The 21,406-nt window shown below is 68.4% G+C and carries 17 protein-coding genes and 2 pseudogenes; 16 read left to right on the top strand and 3 right to left on the bottom strand.

Annotation, left to right across the window (positions count from 1 at the left end):
* Positions 1-148 precede the first annotated feature (148 nt).
* Positions 149-1,339 carry an RNA-guided endonuclease InsQ/TnpB family protein gene (locus NRF20_RS39675; protein ID WP_413754133.1) on the bottom strand — a complete coding sequence of 397 codons (1,191 nt, stop codon included), beginning with the start codon at positions 1,337-1,339 and terminating at the stop codon, positions 149-151.
* Between NRF20_RS39675 and NRF20_RS39670 the strand changes: the two are divergent.
* The 12 genes and pseudogenes from NRF20_RS39670 to NRF20_RS39615 all read left to right on the top strand — a co-directional run.
* Positions 1,235-1,828: pseudogene (locus NRF20_RS39670) on the top strand (hypothetical protein); the annotation flags it as partial. The gene NRF20_RS39675 and the pseudogene NRF20_RS39670 overlap by 105 nt on opposite strands.
* 101 nt (positions 1,829-1,929) lie before the next feature.
* Positions 1,930-2,208: pseudogene (locus NRF20_RS39665) on the top strand (xanthine dehydrogenase family protein molybdopterin-binding subunit); the annotation flags it as partial.
* An 18-nt stretch (positions 2,209-2,226) separates the two neighbouring features.
* Positions 2,227-2,703, top strand: a complete 477-nt coding sequence (locus NRF20_RS39660; RefSeq protein WP_413754132.1) for a (2Fe-2S)-binding protein — start codon at positions 2,227-2,229, stop codon at positions 2,701-2,703.
* Positions 2,704-2,748: 45 nt separating this feature from the next.
* Positions 2,749-2,967 carry a hypothetical protein gene (locus NRF20_RS39655; protein ID WP_413754131.1) on the top strand — a complete coding sequence of 73 codons (219 nt, stop codon included), beginning with the start codon at positions 2,749-2,751 and terminating at the stop codon, positions 2,965-2,967.
* Positions 2,968-3,530: 563 nt separating this feature from the next.
* Entirely contained in the window at positions 3,531-6,062 is a 2,532-nt protein-coding gene (locus NRF20_RS39650) for a Pls/PosA family non-ribosomal peptide synthetase (RefSeq protein WP_413754130.1), read from the top strand.
* Between the two features lie 62 nt (positions 6,063-6,124).
* Positions 6,125-9,379 carry a non-ribosomal peptide synthetase gene (locus NRF20_RS39645; RefSeq protein WP_413754129.1) on the top strand — a complete coding sequence of 1,085 codons (3,255 nt, stop codon included), beginning with the start codon at positions 6,125-6,127 and terminating at the stop codon, positions 9,377-9,379.
* A 23-nt stretch (positions 9,380-9,402) separates the two neighbouring features.
* Positions 9,403-10,407 carry a TauD/TfdA family dioxygenase gene (locus tag NRF20_RS39640; RefSeq protein ID WP_413754128.1) on the top strand — a complete coding sequence of 335 codons (1,005 nt, stop codon included), beginning with the start codon at positions 9,403-9,405 and terminating at the stop codon, positions 10,405-10,407.
* Positions 10,404-11,474 (top strand): 2,3-diaminopropionate biosynthesis protein SbnB, encoded by a 1,071-nt coding sequence (gene sbnB / locus NRF20_RS39635; RefSeq protein WP_398631685.1) that lies wholly within the window; start codon positions 10,404-10,406, stop codon positions 11,472-11,474. The genes NRF20_RS39640 and sbnB overlap by 4 nt, the downstream gene beginning before the upstream one ends.
* A gap of 210 nt (positions 11,475-11,684) precedes the next feature.
* Positions 11,685-12,761: a 2,3-diaminopropionate biosynthesis protein SbnA gene (sbnA, locus tag NRF20_RS39630; RefSeq protein ID WP_398631684.1), complete on the top strand. Its 1,077-nt coding sequence runs from the start codon at positions 11,685-11,687 to the stop codon at positions 12,759-12,761.
* 167 nt (positions 12,762-12,928) lie between these two features.
* Positions 12,929-13,279, top strand: a complete 351-nt coding sequence (locus NRF20_RS39625; protein WP_398631683.1) for a hypothetical protein — start codon at positions 12,929-12,931, stop codon at positions 13,277-13,279.
* Between the two features lie 204 nt (positions 13,280-13,483).
* Complete coding sequence (locus tag NRF20_RS39620) at positions 13,484-13,942, top strand: CBS domain-containing protein (RefSeq protein WP_398631682.1); 459 nt, start codon at positions 13,484-13,486, stop codon at positions 13,940-13,942.
* A 648-nt stretch (positions 13,943-14,590) separates the two neighbouring features.
* Positions 14,591-16,033 carry a dihydrolipoyl dehydrogenase family protein gene (locus NRF20_RS39615; RefSeq protein ID WP_413754127.1) on the top strand — a complete coding sequence of 481 codons (1,443 nt, stop codon included), beginning with the start codon at positions 14,591-14,593 and terminating at the stop codon, positions 16,031-16,033.
* Between the two features lie 284 nt (positions 16,034-16,317).
* Here NRF20_RS39615 and NRF20_RS39610 read toward each other — a convergent pair whose 3' ends face one another.
* The gene (locus tag NRF20_RS39610) at positions 16,318-17,361 is read right to left on the bottom strand and encodes a LacI family DNA-binding transcriptional regulator (protein WP_398631680.1); all 1,044 of its coding nucleotides are present in this window, start codon (positions 17,359-17,361) and stop codon (positions 16,318-16,320) included.
* Positions 17,362-17,482: 121 nt separating this feature from the next.
* Between NRF20_RS39610 and NRF20_RS39605 the strand changes: the two genes are divergently transcribed.
* Both NRF20_RS39605 and NRF20_RS39600 read left to right on the top strand, forming a co-directional pair.
* A complete protein-coding gene (locus NRF20_RS39605) occupies positions 17,483-17,716 on the top strand; it encodes a hypothetical protein (protein ID WP_398631679.1) in 234 nt (77 codons plus the stop codon).
* Positions 17,713-18,102, top strand: a complete 390-nt coding sequence (locus NRF20_RS39600) for an aminotransferase class V-fold PLP-dependent enzyme (protein ID WP_398631678.1) — start codon at positions 17,713-17,715, stop codon at positions 18,100-18,102. The genes NRF20_RS39605 and NRF20_RS39600 overlap by 4 nt, the downstream gene beginning before the upstream one ends.
* Before the next feature lie 334 nt (positions 18,103-18,436).
* Here NRF20_RS39600 and NRF20_RS39595 read toward each other — a convergent pair whose 3' ends face one another.
* On the bottom strand, positions 18,437-19,849 hold the full coding sequence (locus NRF20_RS39595) for an aminopeptidase P family protein (protein ID WP_398631677.1): 1,413 nt from the start codon (positions 19,847-19,849) through the stop codon (positions 18,437-18,439).
* 219 nt (positions 19,850-20,068) lie between these two features.
* Between NRF20_RS39595 and NRF20_RS39590 the strand changes: the two genes are divergently transcribed.
* Together NRF20_RS39590 and NRF20_RS39585 are read left to right on the top strand one after the other, a co-directional pair.
* Positions 20,069-21,052 (top strand): LuxR family transcriptional regulator, encoded by a 984-nt coding sequence (locus tag NRF20_RS39590; RefSeq protein WP_398631676.1) that lies wholly within the window; start codon positions 20,069-20,071, stop codon positions 21,050-21,052.
* Entirely contained in the window at positions 21,049-21,282 is a 234-nt protein-coding gene (locus NRF20_RS39585) for a hypothetical protein (RefSeq protein WP_398631675.1), read from the top strand. The genes NRF20_RS39590 and NRF20_RS39585 overlap by 4 nt, the downstream gene beginning before the upstream one ends.
* Positions 21,283-21,406: the final 124 nt, after the last annotated feature.

Here is a 21,406-nt window from a genome sequence, read left to right as displayed (position 1 = left end):
GCTCGACGTGGGTCAACGTGACCATGGCCCACTTCTGTGCCCCGTGGCAGGTGTCCGGGACGCGGAACGGCTCTCACTTGTCTCCCCGTTCGGGCTTCTGGAAGGACCTCATGTGACTCCTCCCCGCCCTGAAGAGCGGGGCTTCTCGCTATGCCGGTTGGGCTTCGCGACGGACCAGCCCGGCCCGTAGGACGTTGAGAGCCCCGACTGTGTCGGCGTGTGCGCTGTGGCCGCATGCGACGCAGTGGAACTTCTCCTGTGTGGGCCGGTTCTCCTTCGCGGTGTGCCCGCATTCGGGGCACGTACGGGAGGTGTTGCGGGGGTCCACGGCGATCACTTCCCGCCCAGCGCTTTCAGCCTTTGCGTGCAGGATCGTCAGGAACACCCCCCAACCGGCATCGTTGATCGAGCGGTTCAGCCCGGCTTTCGCGGCGGCACCGTTGGGCAGGAAGGTGCCCGGCTGGTCGGGGTCCGGTTTGGAGGCGGGGGCCCTGCTCATGTTGCGGATCTTGAGATCTTCGTGCGCGATGAAGTCGTGCTCACGGACCAGGCCGAGCGCGGTCTTGTGCGTGTGATCCAGGCGCTGACGGCGCACCTTGCCATGCAGTTTGGCGACCTGCTCCACGGCCCGCCGGTGGTTGGCGGTGCGGTCCTTCGCCTTGCGGCGCGGGAACCGGGACAGCGCCTGCTGGGCGGCTTCGAGCCTCGCGGCAGCGCGGCGTCCGTGCCTGGGGTTCTCCACGAACCCGCCGTTGGAGTCGGCGAGGAAGTTGGCGATGCCCAGGTCGATGCCGGCCATGCTGCCCGTTGGCGGCAGCGGCTCGGGCCGCTCCTGATCAGCGGTCAGTACGACGAACCATTTGTGGCCCTCGCGCTTGACGCCGACCGTCTTGACCTTGCCCACTACGGGCCGGTGCTGGTTGACCTTGACATGTCCGACACCCTGCAAGCGCACGCGGGTGACAGGGTCGTGCGGGGTGGAATCCCAGCGGCAGCCGTCCCCGTCCTTCGGGAACTCCACCGTGTCGAACCAGTTCACCCCACGAAAACGCGGGTATCCAGGCGTCTCCCCAGCCTTGATCCGCCGGAAGAACGCCGCAAACGCCTTGTCCAACCGGCGCAAGGTCGCCTGCTGCGAGGAGAACGACCAACACCCCTGACGCTCCGGGTCGAACGCCCGAATATCCTTCAACTGCGCCGGCTGCATCCCGTACTTGATGCTCGCCTCCGATACATGACGGTAGGCATCACGCCGTTCCTGCAATGCGCCGTTGTAGAGCGAGCAGTGATCCCGCAGCATCTCACCGAGCGCCTGGCCCTGCCGGACGGTGGGCCGCATGAGGAACTTGTACGCACGAATCCCCCAGCCACCCACCCTTCGGTCAGTCCGATCAACATAGCTGGCGCCACTGACAACGCAGAGCACTCCAGCGCTCCGCACCTCCGGTCCAAGGATCGCATTCCCGTCCGGCCTGAAGGCCGGGATTCCCTGCGAAGATCAGGGATGGCAGAACAGAGCCGCTCGCCCCAGCACTCGCGATCAGCACCCGAAGGCCCCGGCCGCCGCAGAGTGCTCGCCCATCTCCTTGCCGCCCCGACCCTTGCTGTCGGCGTACTCTTCGGCGCCGACGCGCTCGACGGGCAGGAGGCCGAGGCGGCCGTGCCGTCGCCGCCGCAGCCCGAGGACCTCTTCGACCTCGGCGATCTGCAGAACCTGGCGGCCTCGCCGACTTCGGGCCTGATCACGGTCCAGGTGCACACGGACGGCACCGCCTCGTTCGCGGTGCCCCGGGCAGAGGTGGGCCAGGGCATGACCACCGCGATCGCCATGGTGATCGCCGAGGAGCTGGACCTTCCGCTGAACAGGGTTCGGGTCGCTCTCGCGGACGCCCGGCCCGAGTTGGCACATCAAGAACGGCATCCATCCCGCTGGAGGGCAGTTGGGACAACTACTTCTACACACGGCAGTGGAACACCCCGCCTGAACTACGGGTCGTCGTCATGCCGAGCACCAGCGACAAGCCCTCCGGAGCAGGCGAGTTGGGGGTCGCGCCCGCGTTCGCCGCCATCGCCTGCGCGTACGCCCGCGCGACGGGCACGATGCCGACGAGCTTCCCGATCAACCATGGCACCCTCAGCTTCGAGCCGTTGCCCCTCGAACCGTCCACACCCCAGTCCCCCACCGACGGTCTTGACCGCGCCTACTGAGGAGCCCTGATTCCAGCCATGGCAAGCCACACTTTCAAGCTCAACGGCGAGCAGATCACCGTCGAGGCCGAGGACGACGTACGACTGTTGTGGGTGCTGCGCGACCTGCTCGGCGTCACGGGGCCCAAGTACGGCTGCGGTCTCGGCGTGTGCCAGGCCTGCACGTCGCACATCGACGGCAATGCCTTCAACCCGTGTTCGGTTCCCGTGTCGCAGATCACGCCGGACGACGAGATCACCACGATCGAGGGGCTGCCCACCACCGTCGGCAAGGATCTGCACCCGATACAGGAGGCCTGGCTGGACCTGGACGTCGCACAGTGCGGCTACTGCCAGCCGGGCCAGATCATGGCCGCCGTCGCCAGGGTCCGGCAGGCCGCTGCCGATGGCCGCGAGATCGAGGACCGCGACCTCGACGAGATCCGCAACATCTGCCGCTGCGGCACGTACACGCGCATCCCAGAGGCCATCAAGGCGGGCGCGAAGAACATGTGACCCGGGCCGTCAGCCGCTGTACACCCACTGCTGAGGAGGCAACCCTTGCGCGACCTGGCGGCAGAGCTGCTGCGCCGCCGGAACGACGGCGATCCTGCCGTACGCGGCAACGCGGCACGCCAGGTCGCGGCAACCCTCGCCGCGCGCGCCGACGGTACTGTGCTCGGCAATGTCCGCGGCGGCCGCGCCGAGAGCGCGATCCGCGGGCCGGACCTGGAGGTCGTGTCCACGAGAACGCCCCGTCCGCCCGGTCTCGAACCTTAGACGGTACCACCCCGGCAGCCGATCTTCCGCGCGCGAGACTATACCACCTCGTTCTCCGGGGCCGACCGATTCCCGGGGTTCCACGTCACCGTGTGCGATGCCCGCACCACCTTCACCAACGCCTGTACGCGAACCTGCTCGCCTCCTGCACCACCCGATCGGCCTCGACCTGGGGCACCGTCACCCCGGAGGACACCGCGTTCTCCATCAGTGCCGAAAACGTCTCTGTACAACGCGGCGGGTATGGGCCGATCGCTGCCCCGGACGGTCACGCCCGTCCACGAGACGGCGCCCGTCCGAAGAGGGCGGCGCATTCAGCATCGATCCCGACCGCCTTGCACATCTCCACGCGCCCCTGCGAGCCGGTGACCCTCTTTTGGGGGATGTTCGGGTGGCAGCCCGACGGTGGACAGTTGAAACTAAGGCGACGGTTTGGGAATCGGACAACGGATCCCGGCCTCGTGACTTCCGGACCACTCGCTCCGGCCATCGAAATAGCGTGAGTACGGGGAGCCGACCGTAATGGCCGACGGCACTCGAATTGTTCGTCTCAAGGAGCCCGCATGGAGGAGAAATCCGTCGAGGTCTTGATGTCCGGGCCGGATGAATCTGCGATCAACACGCGCAGGTACCCCGGCCCGGGGACCGACATCGAGACAGACCTCGCCGAGGTGCTGGCTGACGTCATGTGTGTCGAACGGGTGTCGGTCGACAGTCACTTCTTCGACGACCTCGGCGCCAACTCGTTGGTGATGGCTCATTTCTGCGCACGGGTCAGGAAGCGGGCGGACCTCCCATCGGCGTCGATGAAGGACATCTACCGGCACCCGACGATCCGAAGCCTGGCGACGGGGCTCGCGGATGCCGCGCCCGCCCCTGTCGAGTCGTCGGTCCCTGCGCCGAGCGAGGTGGTGACTCCGGCCGGATCGGTGCAGTACGCCCTCTGCGGAACGCTGCAGTTCCTGCTTTTCCTGGGATATTCGTTCCTCGTCGGACTTGTCGCCGACCGAGGCTATGCATGGGTCTCCGCCGGCTCGGATGTGATCGATGTCTACCTGCGATCGTTCGTTTTCGGCGGCGTCGGCTTCATCGGCATGTGCACCTTCCCGATCGTGGCCAAATGGCTTCTCGTCGGCCGCTGGAAATCGCGCGAGTTCCCGGTCTGGGGCCTGACGTATCTGCGCTTCTGGACCGTCAAGGTGCTGATCCACGCCAACCCGATGATCTTCTTCGTCGGCAATCCCCTGTACGTGCTGTACCTGCGAGCCCTGGGCGCACGGATCGGCAAGGGAGTCACGATCCTCTCCCACAGCGTTCCGGCCTGCCCCGACCTGCTCACGATCGGCGCCGGCACGGTGATCCGCAAAGACTCGTTCCTCCTCTGCTACCGGGCGCACGCCGGCCGTATCCAGACCGGCCGGATCACCCTTGGCCGGGACGTGTTCATCGGCGAGAAGACCGTGCTCGACATCGACACGTCGATGGGCGACGGGGCGCAACTCGGCCACACATCAACGCTGTACAGCGGGCAGGTGATCCCGGACGGCCAGCACTGGCACGGATCCCCGGCACAGCTCACGGAGCACGACTACGTGACGATCGGGCCGGCCAAGTGCGGCACGCTGCGCCGGGCCGGCTTCGGCCTCGTCACCGTGCTTCAGCTGTTCTTCCTCTACGTGCCACTGGTTGTCGGGGGCGCGTACATGCTGGTGACCCTGGTCCCGGCGCTGCACAACCGGCTGGGCCGGGGCACGGTGGGGTTCACGTCGCCGGATCTCTACATCGACGCGCTGATCCTTTCCTTCATTCTGTTCTTCGGCTTCGTCGTCGTGGGCCTGGCCGTAATGTTCACCGTTCCGCGCCTGCTGAACCTGTTCGTCGAGCCGGACAAGGTCTATCCGCTGTACGGGTTTCACTACTCGGCGCACCGGGCGATCGGGCGGATGACCAACGTAAAGTTCTTCAATTGGCTGTTCGGTGACAGCTCCTACATCGTCCACTATTTGCGCGGTCTCGGATACGACTTGTCCCAGGTCGAGCAGACAGGGTCGAACTTCGGCACGGAAGTGCAACACGAGACCCCGTATCTGTGCTCTGTCGGCAGCGGAACGATGGTCGCCGACGGGCTCTCCATCGTCAATGCCGACTTCTCGAGCACGTCCTTCCGGGTGTCCCGGGCCTCGATCGGGCCACACAACTTCATCGGGAACAACATCGCTTTTCCCTCAGGGGCCAGGACGGGTGAGAACTGCCTCCTCGCGACGAAGGTGATGATTCCGCTCGACGGCGAGGTACGCGAGGGGGTGGGCCTGCTCGGCTCGCCGTGCTTCGAGATTCCCCGGTCGGTCGAGCGTGACTCCCGGTTCGACGGTCTCCGGACCGGCGACGAGTTGCGCCGCAACCTCGCCGCAAAGAACCGCTACAACATTCGCTCGATGGTCTTCTTCCTGCTCGTGCGGTGGCTGCACTTCTTCGTGCTCACGTTGATCGGCCTGGCGAACGTCGATCTCTACGATTCCTACGGGCATCTGCTGATCGTCGCGTTCCTGGTGTTCAGCCTCGGGTTCACCGCCGTCTACTTCGTACTGGTGGAGCGCGTCATCGCGGCATTCCGCGCGCTGCAACCGCAGTTGTGTTCCATCTACGCCCCGTACTTCTGGTGGCACGAGCGCCTCTGGAAGGTGCCTGACACGTACCTCGACGTCTTCAACGGGACCCCTTTCAAGAACGTGATCTGGCGGATGCTGGGTGTTCGGATCGGCAGCAGGGTCTTCGATGACGGCTGCTATCTGACGGAGCGGACGCTCACCACCATCGGAAGCGACTGCACGCTCAATGCGGGAAGCAAGATCCAGTGCCACTCGCAGGAGGACGGCACCTTCAAGTCCGATCGCAGCACCATCGGTGCCGGCTGCACCCTCGGTGTGGGGTCCCACGTCCATTACGGCGTGACGATGGGCAGCGGCGCGGTGCTCGCCCCCGACTCCTTTCTCATGAAGGGCGAGGAAGTCCCACAGCACGCACGCTGGGGAGGAAACCCCGCCGCGGAAATGCGAGATGTCCCTTATCAGCCCGAAGCGTTGACGCGGGGGTAGCAGCGCCACCCATTTCGGCGCTGAAAGCACGGTGGCGACGGTGATTGGAGAGGGACGACCAAATGGAATTGCAAGTGCAGGCCGACCGGGAGTTCTGGCGCGCTGTGCTCGTCGCCGGTGGATTCACCGCGATCCCGCGGTGGACGCTCAATCCGGTGACGGGCATCGGCGAACACGAGGCGACGGTCCCGGACGACGTCGTGGCGGCGTTGGGCCGGTTGACCGAGGACCTGGAAGTGCCGCTCGGCTCGGTGCTGCTGGCCGCGCACGCCAAGGTGCTCGCCGCGCTGTCCGGCGAGCACGAGGTCACGATCGGCTACGTCACTGCGGAGGGCGGCCCGCTGCTGCCCTGCCGGCTGACGACCGAACCCGACTCGTGGCGGACGCTGTTGCTGGACACCCATCGAGTCGTGTCTGATCTGCTGTTGCACAAGGACTTTCCGGTCGATGAGCTCAGGCGTGAGCTGGGCCTGGCCGAGCCGTCGATCGAGACCGTGTTCGATCCGCACGGCTTGGGTGGCGAACTCGCCGGTGACACCGTGCTGTGGGTGGGATTTTCGCAACGTGAAGGCCGCCTCGTGCTGCGGCTGCGGTACCGGACCGACGCGCTCGACGCGGACTGCGCCGTCAGGATCGCCGGTTACCACCTGACCGCGCTCGCGCTGATCGCCGCAGATCCGGACGTCGAGCACGGGCGGCAGAGCCTGCTCTCCGCCGAGGAACTCCGCTTCCAGCTCGATGGGCTCGCCGGTCCGCGCCGGGAGTTGCCGGACCGCCGGTTCCACGAGCTGTTCGAGCAGCGGGTGGCGGCACATCCGGACGCCATCGCGGCGGTCCATGGGGAACGGCAGCTGACCTATCGGGAACTCAACGCGCGTGCCAACCGGTTGGGACGAGCCCTGCTGGCGCGGGGGCTGCGCACCGAGGGTGTGGTCGCGGTGGTGACGGAGCGCAACCTGGACTGGATGGCCGCCGTCCTCGCGGTCTTCAAGGCCGGCGGCGTGTACCTGCCCATCGAGCCGCATTTCCCGGCCGATCGCCTCGCGGCCATGCTCTCCCGTGCCGCATGCGGGCTCGTGCTGACCGAACCCGGCAGCACCTCCACGCTCGACCAGGCCCTCGACTCGCTGTCCGGGGTCCAGAAGCTGTTCGTCGGCGCTGCCTACGAGGAGGACCACGCCGACGACGATCTGGGCCTCCGCGTCGCACCGGACCAGCTCGCCTACATCTATTTCACCTCCGGCTCCACAGGTGAGCCCAAGGGCGCGATGTGCGAGCACGCGGGCATGCTCAACCACCTCTACGCCAAGATCGATGACCTGGAGATCGGCGAGGGACAGGTGGTCGCCCAGACCGCACCCCAGTGCTTCGACATCTCGCTGTGGCAACTGGTGTCCGGACTCCTCGTCGGGGGGCGGACCCTGCTGGTGGAGCAGGAGGTGATCCTGGACGTCCAGCGGTTCGTCGACAAGATCATTGACGGCCGGGTCGCCGTCCTCCAGGTCGTACCCTCCTACCTGGACGTCGTCGTGTCCTGTCTGCAGCAGCACCCCCGCGAGCTGTCGGACCTGCGGTGTGTGTCGGTCACCGGCGAGGCGCTCAAGAAGGAGCTCACGCAGCGCTGGTTCGCCGCCCAGCCCGGGATCAAGCTGGTCAACGCCTATGGGCTGACCGAGACTTCGGACGACACCAACCACGAGGTCATGGACCACGTGCCCGACGGGGACGGGGTCCTGCTGGGCCCCGCGGTCAACAACGTGCACGTCTATGTCGTCGATGAGCGCCTGACCCCGGTGCCGCTCGGCGCCCCCGGTCTGATCGTCTTCTCCGGCGTCTGTGTCGGCCGCGGATACGTCAACGACCCCGAGCGCACCCGGCAGGCCTACCTGGCCGACCCGCACCGTGAGGGCGCCCGGCTCTACCGGGGCGGCGACTACGGCCGCTGGCAGCCCGAGGGCAAGCTGGAGTTCCTCGGACGCCGGGACACCCAGGTGAAGATTCGTGGCTTCCGGATCGAGATCGGCGAGATCGAGAACACCCTGGTGCGGGTGCCCGGTGTTCGAGACGGTGCAGTAGTGGTCACCGAGCGGGCCGACCAGAGCAAGCACCTGGTGGCGTTCTACTCCGGTCGGCAGCCACTCGAGGCCGACGTCCTGCTGGACCGGCTCGGTGAGTCGCTGCCCGAGTACATGGTCCCATCAGCCTTCCACTGGCGGGAAAGTCTGCCGCTGACGGCCAACAGCAAGATCGACAGGAAGACTTTGCGGGCGCTCGCCGAAGAACTCGACGTCGTCCAGGACGACTACCGTGCGCCGAATACGCCGACCGAACAGCAGCTGGCGGCCGCATGGGCGAAGGTACTCGGCATCCCGCAGAACCAGATCGGACGGCGGGACCACTTCTTCGACCGGGGCGGCACGTCGCTGTCGGCAGTGAAGCTGGCGATCACCCTGGACCGTGCGGTGTCCCTCAAGGACGTCACCCGTCACCCCATCCTTGCCGACCTGGCCGGACTGGTCGACGGCAGGTCCGAGCAGCGCTCCGGGTTGCTCCAGCCACTGTCGGAACCGGACGGTGCGCAGACCGCTGCCCTGGTGTGCTTCCCCTACGCCGGCGGCAACGCGGTGAACTTCCAGCCGATGGCCAGGGCACTGGCGGGCGGCGGACCGGCGGTCTACGCCGTCGAGCTGCCCGGTCACGACGTGACCGCCTGGAGCGAGCCGATCACACCGATGACACAGGTGGTCGAGCAGGTCGTCGTCGAGATCATCCGGCGCGGCCTGACCAGGGTCCTGCTGTGGGGCCATTCCTCGGGCACCGCGTTGGCCGTGGAGACGGCCAGAAAACTGCAGGAGCGCGGGGTGGACGTCCAGCGGGTGTTCCTCGGCGCGCAGTTGCTCGGTGACGCCGCCCACCGGCGCGCCACCATCACTGAGCTGACCGGGCTGAGCAACGCCGAGATCGCCGCGGAGCTGAGCGCAGACGGCGGCTACACAGAGCTCGTTGAGCTGGACGCGCAGCACGCCGAGCGCGTCGGTGCCGCCTACCGGCACGACTGTGTGTCCGCACACCGCTATCTCGCCGACGCCCTGGACAGCCCGCCTGCGCTGAAGCTGTCCGCGCCGGTCACCGTGGTCGTTGCCGCCGACGACCCGAGCACGGCGGAGTACCCGCGCCGGTACCGCGACTGGCAGCTCCTGGCCGAGCAGGTCGACCTGCACGAGCTCGCCGACGGCGGCCACCACTTCCTGCGCACCCGTCCGACCGAGGCAGCGCAGGCCGTGCTGCGCGCCGCCAACTCGTTCGCTGCTTTCTGAGTGGCAACTGAAAGGAAATCGAGATGTCGTTCATGTCCACGGCGTCGCTGGTCGACGTGGAACTGGAACCCGGCAAACCTCCGCTACTGCGGGCCGAGGCCACCGGCGACACGCTGAGCTGGGCCGCCGAGCACCGGGACGCGCTACGCGCTGTCGTCGACGAACACGGTTCGGTCCTGGTCCGCGGCCTCGGGCTGCGCGACGCGGCCGAGACCGGCGCCGTCTTCTCGAAGCTGGCCACCGGTCTGATGACCGAGAAGGAGGTCTTCGCGCCCCGACGGACCTACTCCGACGGCGTGTACTCCTCATCGACGTGGCCGGCGAACCAGCCGATGTGCATGCACCATGAACTGAGCTACACGCTTGACTTCCCCGGCCTGATGATGTTCGCCTGCCTCAGTGCGCCCACCGATGGCGGGGCGACAGCGGTGGCCGACTCGCCGACCGTGCTCGACGCACTGCCCGCCGAGTTGACGGAGCGGTTCGAGCGGGAGGGCTGGCTGCTCACCCGCAGCTACAACGAAGAGATCGGGGCGTCCGTCGCCGAGGCATTCGGCACCGATGACCGTGGCGCTGTCGAGAGTTACTGCCGCGCCAACGCGATCACGTTCGAATGGCAGCCCGACGGCGGACTGCGCACCAGACAGCGCCGCAGCGCCGTGGTACGGCACCCGGTCACCGGTCGGCGCTGCTGGTTCAACCAGGTCGCGTTCCTCAACGAGTGGACGATGGCCCCCGAGGTGCGCGAGTACCTGATGGACGTCTACGGCGCCGACGGGCTGCCGTTCAACACCCGCTTCGGCAACGGCGACCCGATCAGCGAGGACGTCGTGCAGCTGCTCAACAGCGTCTACGAGGCCAACACCGCACGTGAGCCGTGGCAGGCCGGAGACCTGATGCTCGTCGACAACGTCCGCACCGCTCACAGCAGGGAGGCCTTCGAGGGACCGCGCGAAGTGCTCGTCGCCATGGCCGACCCGGTACACCTGGCCGATTGCTCGCCGACCGTCGAGGTGATCGCAGGATGACCACCATCAGTTCCACCGCAACACAGTCCGCGATGGCCGCGCCGATCACCGTGCCGCCGTTCGCGGTGATCTCCGGTGCCCAGGTCCAGCGCGCGCTGCACGGGTGCGAGACACGGATCGTGGAGTTGGTCGAGGCCACCTACCGGGTGCACGGCGCCGGTGATTCGGTGAACCCGCCGTCGTACTTCCTGCGTTTCCCCGACCGCCCGTCCTCCCGGATCATCGCACTGCCCGCCTCGATCGGCGGGGAGGTGCGGGTGGACGGACTGAAGTGGATCTCCAGCTTCCCGGAGAACGTGACGGCCGGCATCCCGAGGGCCTCGGCCGTGCTGATCCTCAACGACCACGACACCGGCTACCCGTTCGCCTGTCTGGAGAGCTCGATCATCAGCGCCACCAGGACGGCCGCGTCGGCGGCGTCGGCGGCCGACTGGCTCAGCCGCGACCGGCCGCGACCGACGCGTGTGGGGTTCTTCGGCGTGGGCTTGATCGCCCGCTACATCCACACCTTCCTGGCCGGCACCGGCTGGTCGTTCGACGAGATCGGCGTGCACGACCTGTCCGCCGACAGCGCGGCAGGCTTCCGGTGCTACCTGGAGCAGTCGGGCGCCGCCGGCCGGATCACCGTGCACGACAGCGCCGAGCAGTTGATCCGCAACAGCGACCTGGTGGTCTTCGCCACCGTCGCCGGTCAGCCGCATGTCAGCGACCTGTCATGGTTCGCACACAATCCGCTGGTGCTGCACGTGTCGCTGCGCGACCTCGCGCCGGAGATCCTGCTCGCCTCGACCAACGTCGTCGATGACATCGAGCACTGCCTGAAGGCCGACACCTCGCCGCATCTGGCCGAGCAGCTCACGGGCAGCCGGGACTTCCTGCACGGCACGCTGGACGACGTGATGGCCGGGCGGGTAAAGGTGCCGGCGGACCGGCCGGTGGTGTTCTCGCCCTTCGGCCTCGGGGTGCTCGATCTCGCGGTGGGCAAGTACGTCTACGCCGAAGTGGTCCGCCGCGGAGAGTTGCACGTCGTCGATGACTTCTTCCACGAACTGAGCAGGTACGGATGAGCCGGCCCAGAGCCCAGGAGGCTTACCCACGGCTGATCCCAGGAGATCACGACTCAAGTCTCAGCAGGCCCTGACGCACGAGACAGCGGCCGCTGACGCAGGGCCCCCGTCCGGCTCGATCGGGCACAGGCTTCCGCCCGCAGAGCGAGAAGCCCGCCCACTGTCGGATGGACGTTCCAAAAGTGCTCTGCTCCAACAGAGGAGACCATCGTGCCCGTCGTATCCGTTCCCTACGCCTTCAACGAAGAGGAGCTCTATGTCGACCTTCGGTCGATAATCGGGCATTCGCTCTTCCTGAAGTGTGAGGGCTTCAACTTCGCCGGCTCGATCAAGTTGAAGGCCGCGCTCGAGATGGTGGAGGCCGCTGAGCGGGATGGAGTCCTGACGCCGGAGTCGATCCTGGTCGAGTCCTCGTCCGGGAACCTCGGCGTGGCGCTGAGCATGATCGCGGCGAGCAAGGGCTACCGGTTCCTGTGTGTGACGGACTCCCGCGGCAACCTGTCGACCAGGTTGATGATGGAGGCGTTGGGCAGCCAGGTGCACGTGATCGCCGATCAGGAGGCCAACGGCGGCTTTCTCGGCGCGCGGATCGATTACATCCGCGCGCTGTGCGCCTCCGACGACCGGTACGTGTGGCTCAGCCAGTACACCAATCCGAGCAACTGGAAGGCGCACTACCGCAAGACGGCGCCGGAAATCGCCCGCCAGTTCCCGCAGCTGGACGTGCTGTTCGTCGGGGCCGGCACCACCGGGACCCTGATGGGCTGCGCACACTACTTCCGGGAGTGGCACCGACCGGTGCGGATCATCGCGGTGGACAGCGTCGGCTCGGTGTCCTTCGGCGGTCCGCCGGGCCGCCGGATGATTCCCGGCCTGGGGATGAGCATGCGCCCACCGCTGCTCGACGAGTCCTATGTGGACGAGGTGGTGCACATCGAGGAGGCGGACACCATCCGTACCTGCCACCGTCTGGCCAGGCGCGGATTCCTGTTCGGCGGCTCCACCGGCACGGTGGTCAGCGGAGCCATGGACTGGTTGGCCCGGCATGACACGCGCGAACTCACCGCAGTGGCCATCGGCCCGGACCTCGGCGAGCGCTACCTCGACACCATTTACCAGACCAACTGGCTGCAGGATCTCTACGGCGAGGACGTGCTCGGCTCCGACGAGGTGACTGCCGGTTCCTGGGCAGCCTCCCCCGCGCCACCACCACGGTGGGTCCGGCGGCTGGACCCTGCAGACCGGCAACCGCAAGGGCAACCAGCACCATCAGTTCCAGGTTCGTAAGACCTGGGTGTTCCCGGGCATTCCTATGGTGAGCGACACAGGCACGCCTCTGCCGGTCGGCCGCCCGGCCCGCATCCGGAGCCGGGCAGACCGGCCCCCACCGGGCCGGTGAATGGACGGAACGGCTGCTCGGCATGCGACGTGCGCCATGCCGGAGCACTCTGATCGTGAAGCTGCTTGTTCCCCGACCGGCAGCCGACCAGGAAGGGGTGGCAGCCATGTTCGCGAGGCTGAGCACCTATGAGGGATCACCGGTTCCTGCACAGGGAGACCTGACCGCGAACCGGGAGAAGACTCTCGAACAGGTCCAGGAGGTCCCCGGCTTCCGGGGCGTGTACTACCTCGTCGACCGAGCCTCCGGGAAGGCCAAATCGCTGACCTTGTGGGATGACGAGCAGACCATGCGGGCCAGCGAGGAAAGGACAACCCGGCTCCGCGAAGAAATCGCAAAGAGGGAAGGCCAACGGGTTCTCTCGGTCGAGCGCTTCGAGGTGGGATTCAGTCACCTGGAGCCATAGCAGTCATCGTTCCGCATGTTGACGGCGCCGTAGGGTCATCGGGCCGATGGCACCAAAAGGATTGTACGAGCGCCCGGATCCGCGTGTGATCGCGGCCGGCCCGGGTTTCCCTGTCTTGCTGACGCTTCCGGGGAGCGGTGTTGAGCCATTCGTGTTGTGATCGATGACGGAGGACACAAACGCTGTCGGGAACGGGAGGAAATCATGGCTGAGAAACTGCGGGCGCGAGACATCATGTCCGGCGGCGTGCAGTGCGCCGGTGCGCACCAGTCGCTGTTCGACGTGGCGAAGATGATGCGCGATCTGGACGTCGGTTGCCTGCCCATCTGCGGCGACAACAACAAGCTCACAGGCTTGATCACCGACCGTGACATCGTCGTCAAGTGCTGCGCCGAGGGCGTCGACCCGGCAACCGTGCAGGCCGGATCGCTCAATGCCAAGGTGCACTGGATCGATGCCGAAGCGGACGCCACCGATGTCCTGACGACCATGGAGGAACATCAGATCAAGCGGTTGCCGGTGATCGACGTCCAGAGCGGCCACCGTCTGGTCGGCATGATCACGGAGGCCAATCTTGCGAAGAATCTGAGCGACGAACAGATTGCCGAGTTCGCGAGCCGCGTATACGCGAGCGCTGGAATGTCCGGTCAGTCGGCACACTGAGGCGTCTCCCCGAACCCCGGACGACAGTCGCCGACCGGGTGCCCGATCCGCACGGCGCTCGGCCGCCGCGCCGATGAGCTGGTAGATGTCGCATACGCAGAATGCATGGTCCGCGTTGCATGCACGGACCATGCTCCTGGCGTTCGAGACCAGCCGCGTTGCTTCGCCAACCGGGGATCCGGTCGTACGGTCGTGATCGACGAGAGGAGATGGACAAAGGGGTTCCCCCCTGTTGGGGAACCCGGGCAAGCCGAAACGCGCGAGCGCACAAGCCCTGCTGATGGGGTGGAGAACGGCCGGGCCGTCCGACAGCTCGGCGCGACCAGCATCGACCGCCCAGCGATGTCCGCCGACCTGATTGCTTGTCAGCAGAGGCAGCAGAGGGACGGTGTGCACATACCACCACACGAACTGAACGTTCGAGGGCCGAGGGCAACTGCACAGTCGCCGTCCAGGCCACCGGCAAGCTCGGATGGCGCACCCCTGGGTCCCGGCCATGGCACTTCTCATGGGTGGGAGTCGACCCTGCCTCACCGCGCGGACATCGAGGCACTCCGGAACTTGTCCGCCGGAGCGGACGGAGGACTGTCGTCAAGCAGCGCAACCCATGGCTGAGCGATCGGCCGCTGATCGTGATGCGATGGAGAAATGAATGAATCACCAGAAAGCCGTATGAATGGAACGTATGACGTGGTTGTGCTGGGTGCAGGGCCGGTCGGACAGAACGTCGCCGACCACGCCCGTGCCGCCGGCCTCACCGTCGCCGTCGTGGAGTGTGAGCTCGTCGGCGGTGAATGCTCCTACTGGGCGTGCGTCCCCAGCAAGGCACTGCTACGGCCGGTCGTCGCCGTCGCCGACACCCAGCGGGTGGACGGCGCCCGGCAGGCCGTAACCGGCCGGCTCGACACCGCCCGGGTCTTCGCCCGCCGCAACCATTACGTCACCGACTGGGACGACAGCGGACAGGCCAAGTGGGTCGGGTCCATCGGCGCCGACCTCTTCCGCGGCCAAGGCCGGATCGACGGCCCCCGCCGTGTCACGGTCACCCGGGACGATGGCGGGGGCCAGACGCTCACCGCCCGGCACGCCGTGGCCATCGCCACCGGCAGCCGCCCGGTGCTGCCCGACATCCCGGGCATCAAAGAGGCTCGCCCCTGGACGAACCGGCACGGCACCGACTCCAGCACCGTCCCCGCCCGGCTCGCCATCGTCGGTGGCGGCGGGGTCGGCGTCGAGATGGCCACCCTCTGGCAGGGCCTCGGCTCCCAGGTCACCCTCCTCGCGCGCCGTTCCCTGCTGGCCCGGATGGAACCCTTCGCGGGCGAGTTCATCGCACGCGGCCTGACTCAGGCGGGCGTGGACGTGCGGATCGGAGTGCAGGTGAGCGCCCTGCGTCGCCCCGGCTCGGTCATCCTCACCCTCGACGACGGCAGTGAGCTGGAGGCCGACGAAGTCATGTTCGCCACCGGCCGCGCCCCCCACACCGACGACATCGGCCTGGACACGGTCGGCCTCACCCCAGGCTCCTGGCTGGACGTGGACACAACCTGTCTGGTCCGCGGCGTCGAAGGCGACTGGCTGTACGCCCTTGGCGACGTCAACCACCGCGCTCTCCTCACCCACCAGGGCAAGTACCAGGCCCGGACAGCGGGCGACGCGATCGGCGCCCGTGCCGCCGGCCTCCCGCTGGACGACGCCCCTTGGGGCGACCACGCCACCACCGCCGACCAGCACGCCGTGCCGCAGGTCTTCTTCACCGACCCCGAGGCGGGCGCGGTGGGCCTTTCCGCCGAGGAAGCAGCCCGGGCCGGCCACCGCACCAAGGTCGTCGACCTCGACTTCAACGCCGCCCAGGGCGCCAACCTCTATGCCGACGGCTACCGGGGCCACGCCCGGATGGTGGTCGACCTCGACCGGGAGGTCCTGCTCGGGGTGACCTTCGTCGGCTACGGAATCAGCGAACTGCTGCACTCCGCGACCATCGCAGTCGCCGGCGAGGTCCCGCTCAAACGCCTGCGGCACGCGGTCGCCTGCTTCCCGACCGTCAGCGAGATCTGGCTCTTCTTCCTCGCCGCCTATCATCGGAACTAGGCGGTGTCTCCGTGGACCATGCTCCACACCCGGTTCGCCGCCGGGCCCTGGACGGCACCTTCGAGCGGATGCTCAGGGCCGCCCAGGCGCATGCGGACGAGGCCGGGGACATCCAGTGGCTGGTGTCGGTCGGCCCCACCACCGTGCGGGCCCGCCAGCATGCTGCCGGGGCGCGTGAAGGGGCTCCGTCACCCGCGTCGTGGAACGGTGCTTCAACCGCCTCAAGCAGTGGCACGGCATCGCCACCCGCTACAACTGGACCGCAGTGCCCTGTCGAGCGGCTGTCACCCTTGCGTCTCTGCTGATGTGGGCGCGACCTTCGAAGACGCCGCCTGGCGAGGCGCCGGACCCGTGGATGCGCGGATGACCAGTTCCGGGTCGAAGAGGAGCTCGCCGGTGGGCACCTCGCGGTTGCTGACCAGGGCCAGTACGCTGCGGCCCACCTCCAGGGCCAGCCGGTCCGCGGGCTGGCGGACCGTGGTCAGGGCCGGGTCGGTGAACTCGGTGACCGAAGAGCCGTCGTAACCCACCACCGAGACGTCGTCCGGCACCGACAGACCCTGCCGCCGGATGCCACGGACAGCGCCCAGGGCCATGTAGTCGCTGGCCGCGACGATCGCGGTGGCCCCGAGCGCGACCAGGGACGCGGCGGCCGCCTGTCCGCCCTCCACGGTGTAGGACTGCCGCACGACCCACCGCTCCGCGTCGTCCGCGCCCCGGCGGGTCATGGCGTCGACGAAGCCCCTCACCCGGCGATCGGCGGGCCGGTTGCCCGACGGGCCGGATGCCATGCCGATGCGCCGGTGACCGAGGCGGTGGAGGTGGTCCACGGCCAGTTCGGCCGCGAGCGCGTCGTCGGTGGAGAAAACCGGCGCCGGCACCCCGTCGGCGAACTCACCGTTGATGCCCACGTACGGGACGCGGCGCTGACGCAACAGCTCGTAGCTGTCGGTGTCGGCACCCTCCACCGTGTTGGACGCCGACAGGAAGACGACCGCCGCGACACCCTTGTCCACCAGGGCGGAGAGGAAATCCAGCTCCTGCACACCGCCCGGGAAGACGGGGCACAGCACCGTCTTTAGACCGTGCGGCGCGAGCAACGACTCGATCCGCTCGGCGACGTCGGCGAAGAACGGATTGGAGACGAACTCGGTCACCACGGCCACCAGTTGCCCCTGGGTGGGACGCTCGTAACCGAGTTCGGCCATGGCCCGCTCGACCGCCTCCCTCGTCTTGCGTGACACGCCCTGACGCCGGTTGATCACCCGGCTGACGGTGGCCTCGCTGACCTGTGCATGGGCTGCGACGTCGGTGATGCCGACCTTCATCGCGGTCCTTCCGTGAGTGTGAGCGACACCAGACCGCCGCGTGGGACGGCCAGCGGGTGGGGCCCCTCCGGCAGGAGCGTCAGAGGATCAGCCATCATACGGCCGTCCGGCCCGTGGACCCGTGCCCGTACCGGGCTCCCTGCGGCACGACACGGACCGCCGCTCGACCACCCTCACCCACACCTCGGGCGCCGCGCCCTACACCTGGGAGGCGCGCTTCCCCGGCGCCCACACCACCGTCAGCGTCGACGGAGTTCTTCCCCCCGCCCGTACCGAGGTGATCGACGGAGTGACCTGCACCAGCGTCCGCACCCGGGTGGCCCCGGGCCTGACCGTCACCGTCGAGGTCCGTTGACCGGGCCCGCGGCACCCGGCTTCGGCGCCGTTCCGGGCCCCGTCGCCCGCGCCCACCGGCGGCTGACGGCGGAGGCCGTCACCGACCCCGACGCCTTCTTCCTCGGTGTCCCGGACCGGCTCGCCGAGGCCCGGGCCCGTATCGCGGCCCATATGCGCGCGGAACCCGAGGGGACTGTCTTCGTCACCAACGCCACCGAGGGTGCCAATCTCGTCCTCGACGCCCTGCGCCTGGCGCCCGACGACGAGATTCTCGTCACCGACCGCGGCGGTGCTCGCCGGTATCCCCCCGTACTCGAGTCGCCCTGCTCGACCAGATCAGCTCACCCACCGCCCGGCTCATCTCAACCCCCGGGCTCCTCGCCGACCTCGCCGAGCGGGGAGTGATCACCGTGGTCGACGACGCCCACGCCCCCGGCATGCTCACCGAACCCCTTGCCGGCGGGCCCGAAAGGACCGTCGTCCGGGCGCCGCGGCGGCCAGGGCACGGGCGCATCGGCCCACGGGGTCGTCGACGCGGCGGGCCAGTGCCCATCCTGCCGGGGGGGCAGGGCAAGCGTTCGGCTGCGCCCATGACCTGGGGGCCCGGTGGGCCCGGGCCGGTCCGCCGGTCGCGACGAGGCCTCCGAGAACGGCTTTCCGGGCGGGGCCCCTGCGGCAGGCCCGGGCGTCGCCGGTCGGCACCCGTTCGATCCGGCACCGGGCCCCTTCTACGACGCGCTCAACCCGCGAACCGGGCCATCCACGCCTCGACGTCGTCCGCCGACCGCGGCAGGCCCGCCGACAGGTTCTCGTGACCGTCGTCGGTGACGACCAGGTCGTCCTCGATCCGGACGCCGATGCCGCGCCACTCCTCGGGCACGGTGAGATCGTCCGGCTGGAAGTACAGGCCGGGCTCGACGGTGAGCACCATGCCCGGCTCCAGCACGCCGTCGACGTACTCCTCGTGCCGGGCCTGCGCGCAGTCATGGACGTCCAGACCGAGCATGTGCCCGGTGCCCGCCATGGTGAAGCGGCGTTGGAGGCCGAGTTCGTACGCACGGTCGGCCGGGCCTTCGATGAAGCCCCACTCGACCAGCCGGGCCGCCAGGTGGCGCTGGGACGCCTCGTGGAAGTCGCGGTACGCGGCGCCGGGCTTGACGGCGGCCATGCCGGCCTCCTGGGCCTCGTACACCGCGTCGTAGACCTTGCGCTGCAGAGGAGTGAAGGTTCCGCTGATCGGAAGCGTGCGCGTGACGTCGGCGGTGTAGAGGGTGTGCGTCTCCACGCCGGCGTCGAGCAGGAGCAGGTCCCCCGGGCGCACCGGACCGTCGTTGTCCGTCCAGTGCATGATCGTGGCGTGCTCGCCCGCAGCGCAGATCGAGCCGTAGCCGACAGAGTTGCCCTCGAGGCGTGCGCGGCGGAAGAACGTGCCCTCGATCCACCGCTCGGACGACGCGATCGCCCGGGAGAGCTCACCGATCACATCGGTGAATCCACGCACGGTGGAGTCCACGGCCTCGCGGAGCTCGGCGATCTCCCAGTCGTCCTTGACGAGGCGGAGATCACTGAGTGCCTCCTCCAGTTCGGCGTCGCGCTCCTCGTCGGTGGCTACGGCGGCCTCCAGGGACGGGTCGAGGCCCCGGACGATCCGGGTCGGCGCACCGGAGGCGGCGGCCAGGTCACGGGCCGCCGTGCGGACGTCGCGGCAGGACAGGCCGAGCACGAGCTCCGACTCGGCGAGGGAGCGGCGCCGGCCCATCCACAGCTCCGCCGTGGCGCCGGTCCAGAACTCGTCGTTGTCCCTGCTGTCCCGCGGCAGCTGGTAGCAGTAGGCGTCATGGCCGCCGTCCGCACGGGGTTCGAGGACGAGCGCGCCGTCCCGGGCCTGGTCTCCGGCCATGTGCACGTAGCCCGAGTACGGGCGGAACGGGTAGGTGTCGTCGTTCGAACGGACCTTGAGATTCCCCGCGGGGATAACGAGGCGTTCGCCGGGGAAGCGCGCGGAGAGCGCGGCGCGGCGGCGGGCCGCGTACGGAGCCTGCTCGCCGAGCCGGAGGTCGCGCCGCTCGGTGTCCGCCCACCCTGTCCGCATCAGAGCGGACAGTTCCTCGGAGATCCCTGAGTAGAGACCGTTCTTTCGGCCTTTCGCCACGTCATACACCTTCTTCTGGGTGGGTTCCTCAGCGGCGAGGGGCAGAGGGGGCCCACGGACAGGCCGAGCTCCCTCCCGGTGCGGCCGGGGCGCCCTCGCTGCCGCCGGTCGATGGCGGCTCCCGGACGGTATCCCGCACCGCGCGCGCTTGGTGCCGAAGACTGCCACTGGCACAGATCGGCCACAGCCCCCCGGCAGGAGCCGTCGATAATGCGGCGTATGACGAACGCGAAACTCGGCGAGGCCCTTCGGCTTCTGGGAATCGATCACGCGGCGGGTCAGGTCTATCTGGCGCTGCTGGAGCTGGCCCCCGCTCCGCTGAGTGCCATCGGAACCGCGGCCGGTCTGGGCGGTGCGGAACTCGCCACGGCGTACGGCGCACTGGTCGACGCCGGTCTGGCCAGTGCCGCCGAGGAGGGCGGGGACGTGGTGGCCCCGGTTCCGCCCACCGCGGGCCTGGAGATCCTCGCCCGGCATCGGGCGGCCGAGGTCGAGGAATCGCGCATCACCGTCGGGGGCGCGTTCGAGTCGTTCCGGCGACAGCGGCTCGCCGCGTACAACGACAATCTCGTCGAGGTCGTCACCGGCGACGCCATCGGCCCCAGGATTCGTCACGCCTGGGCGAGCGCCCGCGATCAGATCCGGCAGTTCGAGTCACCACCGTACTTCCCGTTGTCGGGGGCCACGGACGACGCGCTGGCCACGCTCGCCCGCGGTGTGACCCAACGCGTCGTGTACTCGCGGGAGTCGCTGGAGCATCCGGGCCACCTGAAGAACGTCATCGAACCGTGCATCAGGGCCGGCGAACAGGCCAGGGTACTGCCGTCGGTGCCGGTCAAACTGGTGATCATCGACGAGGCGTACGCGCTCGTGTCGTTGTCGATCAAGGAGGCCGACGTGCACAACACCATGCTGGTCGTGCAGCCGTGCGGCCTGCTCTCCGCGCTCGTGGCACTGTTCGAGCAGTCCTGGCAGAATGCCTTGCCGTTCCACGGCCGCACCACCCGCCCAGGCGGCCTGCCGCCCGCCGACCGCCGCCTGCTGTGGCTCCTCGCGGGCGGCGCGAGCGACGACATCATCGCCCGCGAGATGGGAATCAGCCGCCGCACGCTGTTCCGCCGCCTGCAGATCCTGATGGCCCAGCTGGGCGCCGCGAACCGCTTCCAGATGGCCTTGCAGGCACAGCGCTGCGGATGGTTGTGACCCGCACACTGCCGGACGAAACCAAGGCGAGCAGCTCGAACGTGCCGGCCGGTGGCGCCGAGGACTGCCGCCACATGGCGGACCGCGTCGACCCGGCCAACCCACAGCCGTCGTCCTCGCGGAACGTCGTGCGCAGCGCCTCGTGCCGCCGGACGATACCGCTCAGGCTGTCGGCCGGCGCCCCGGTGTCCAGCCGGCAGCGCAAGTGGACGGGCAGCGGCACATGGTAGGCCGAGGCACCTTGCTCCAAAACTGGCTGACCAACCGGAGCCGGGGTGTGGGCGTACGAGGCGGGAACCGGCCCGCTGTCCGTCCTGCGGGTGATCCTGGCCGGTGTCGCGCGGCGCCGGGCGA

The sequence above is a fragment of the Streptomyces sp. R-74717 genome (assembly GCF_047305335.1).
GTDB lineage: Bacteria > Actinomycetota > Actinomycetes > Streptomycetales > Streptomycetaceae > Streptomyces > Streptomyces atratus.
The sequence above is the reverse complement of the archived record's forward strand: the minus strand, read 5'-3'. Positions and strand labels throughout refer to the sequence as shown.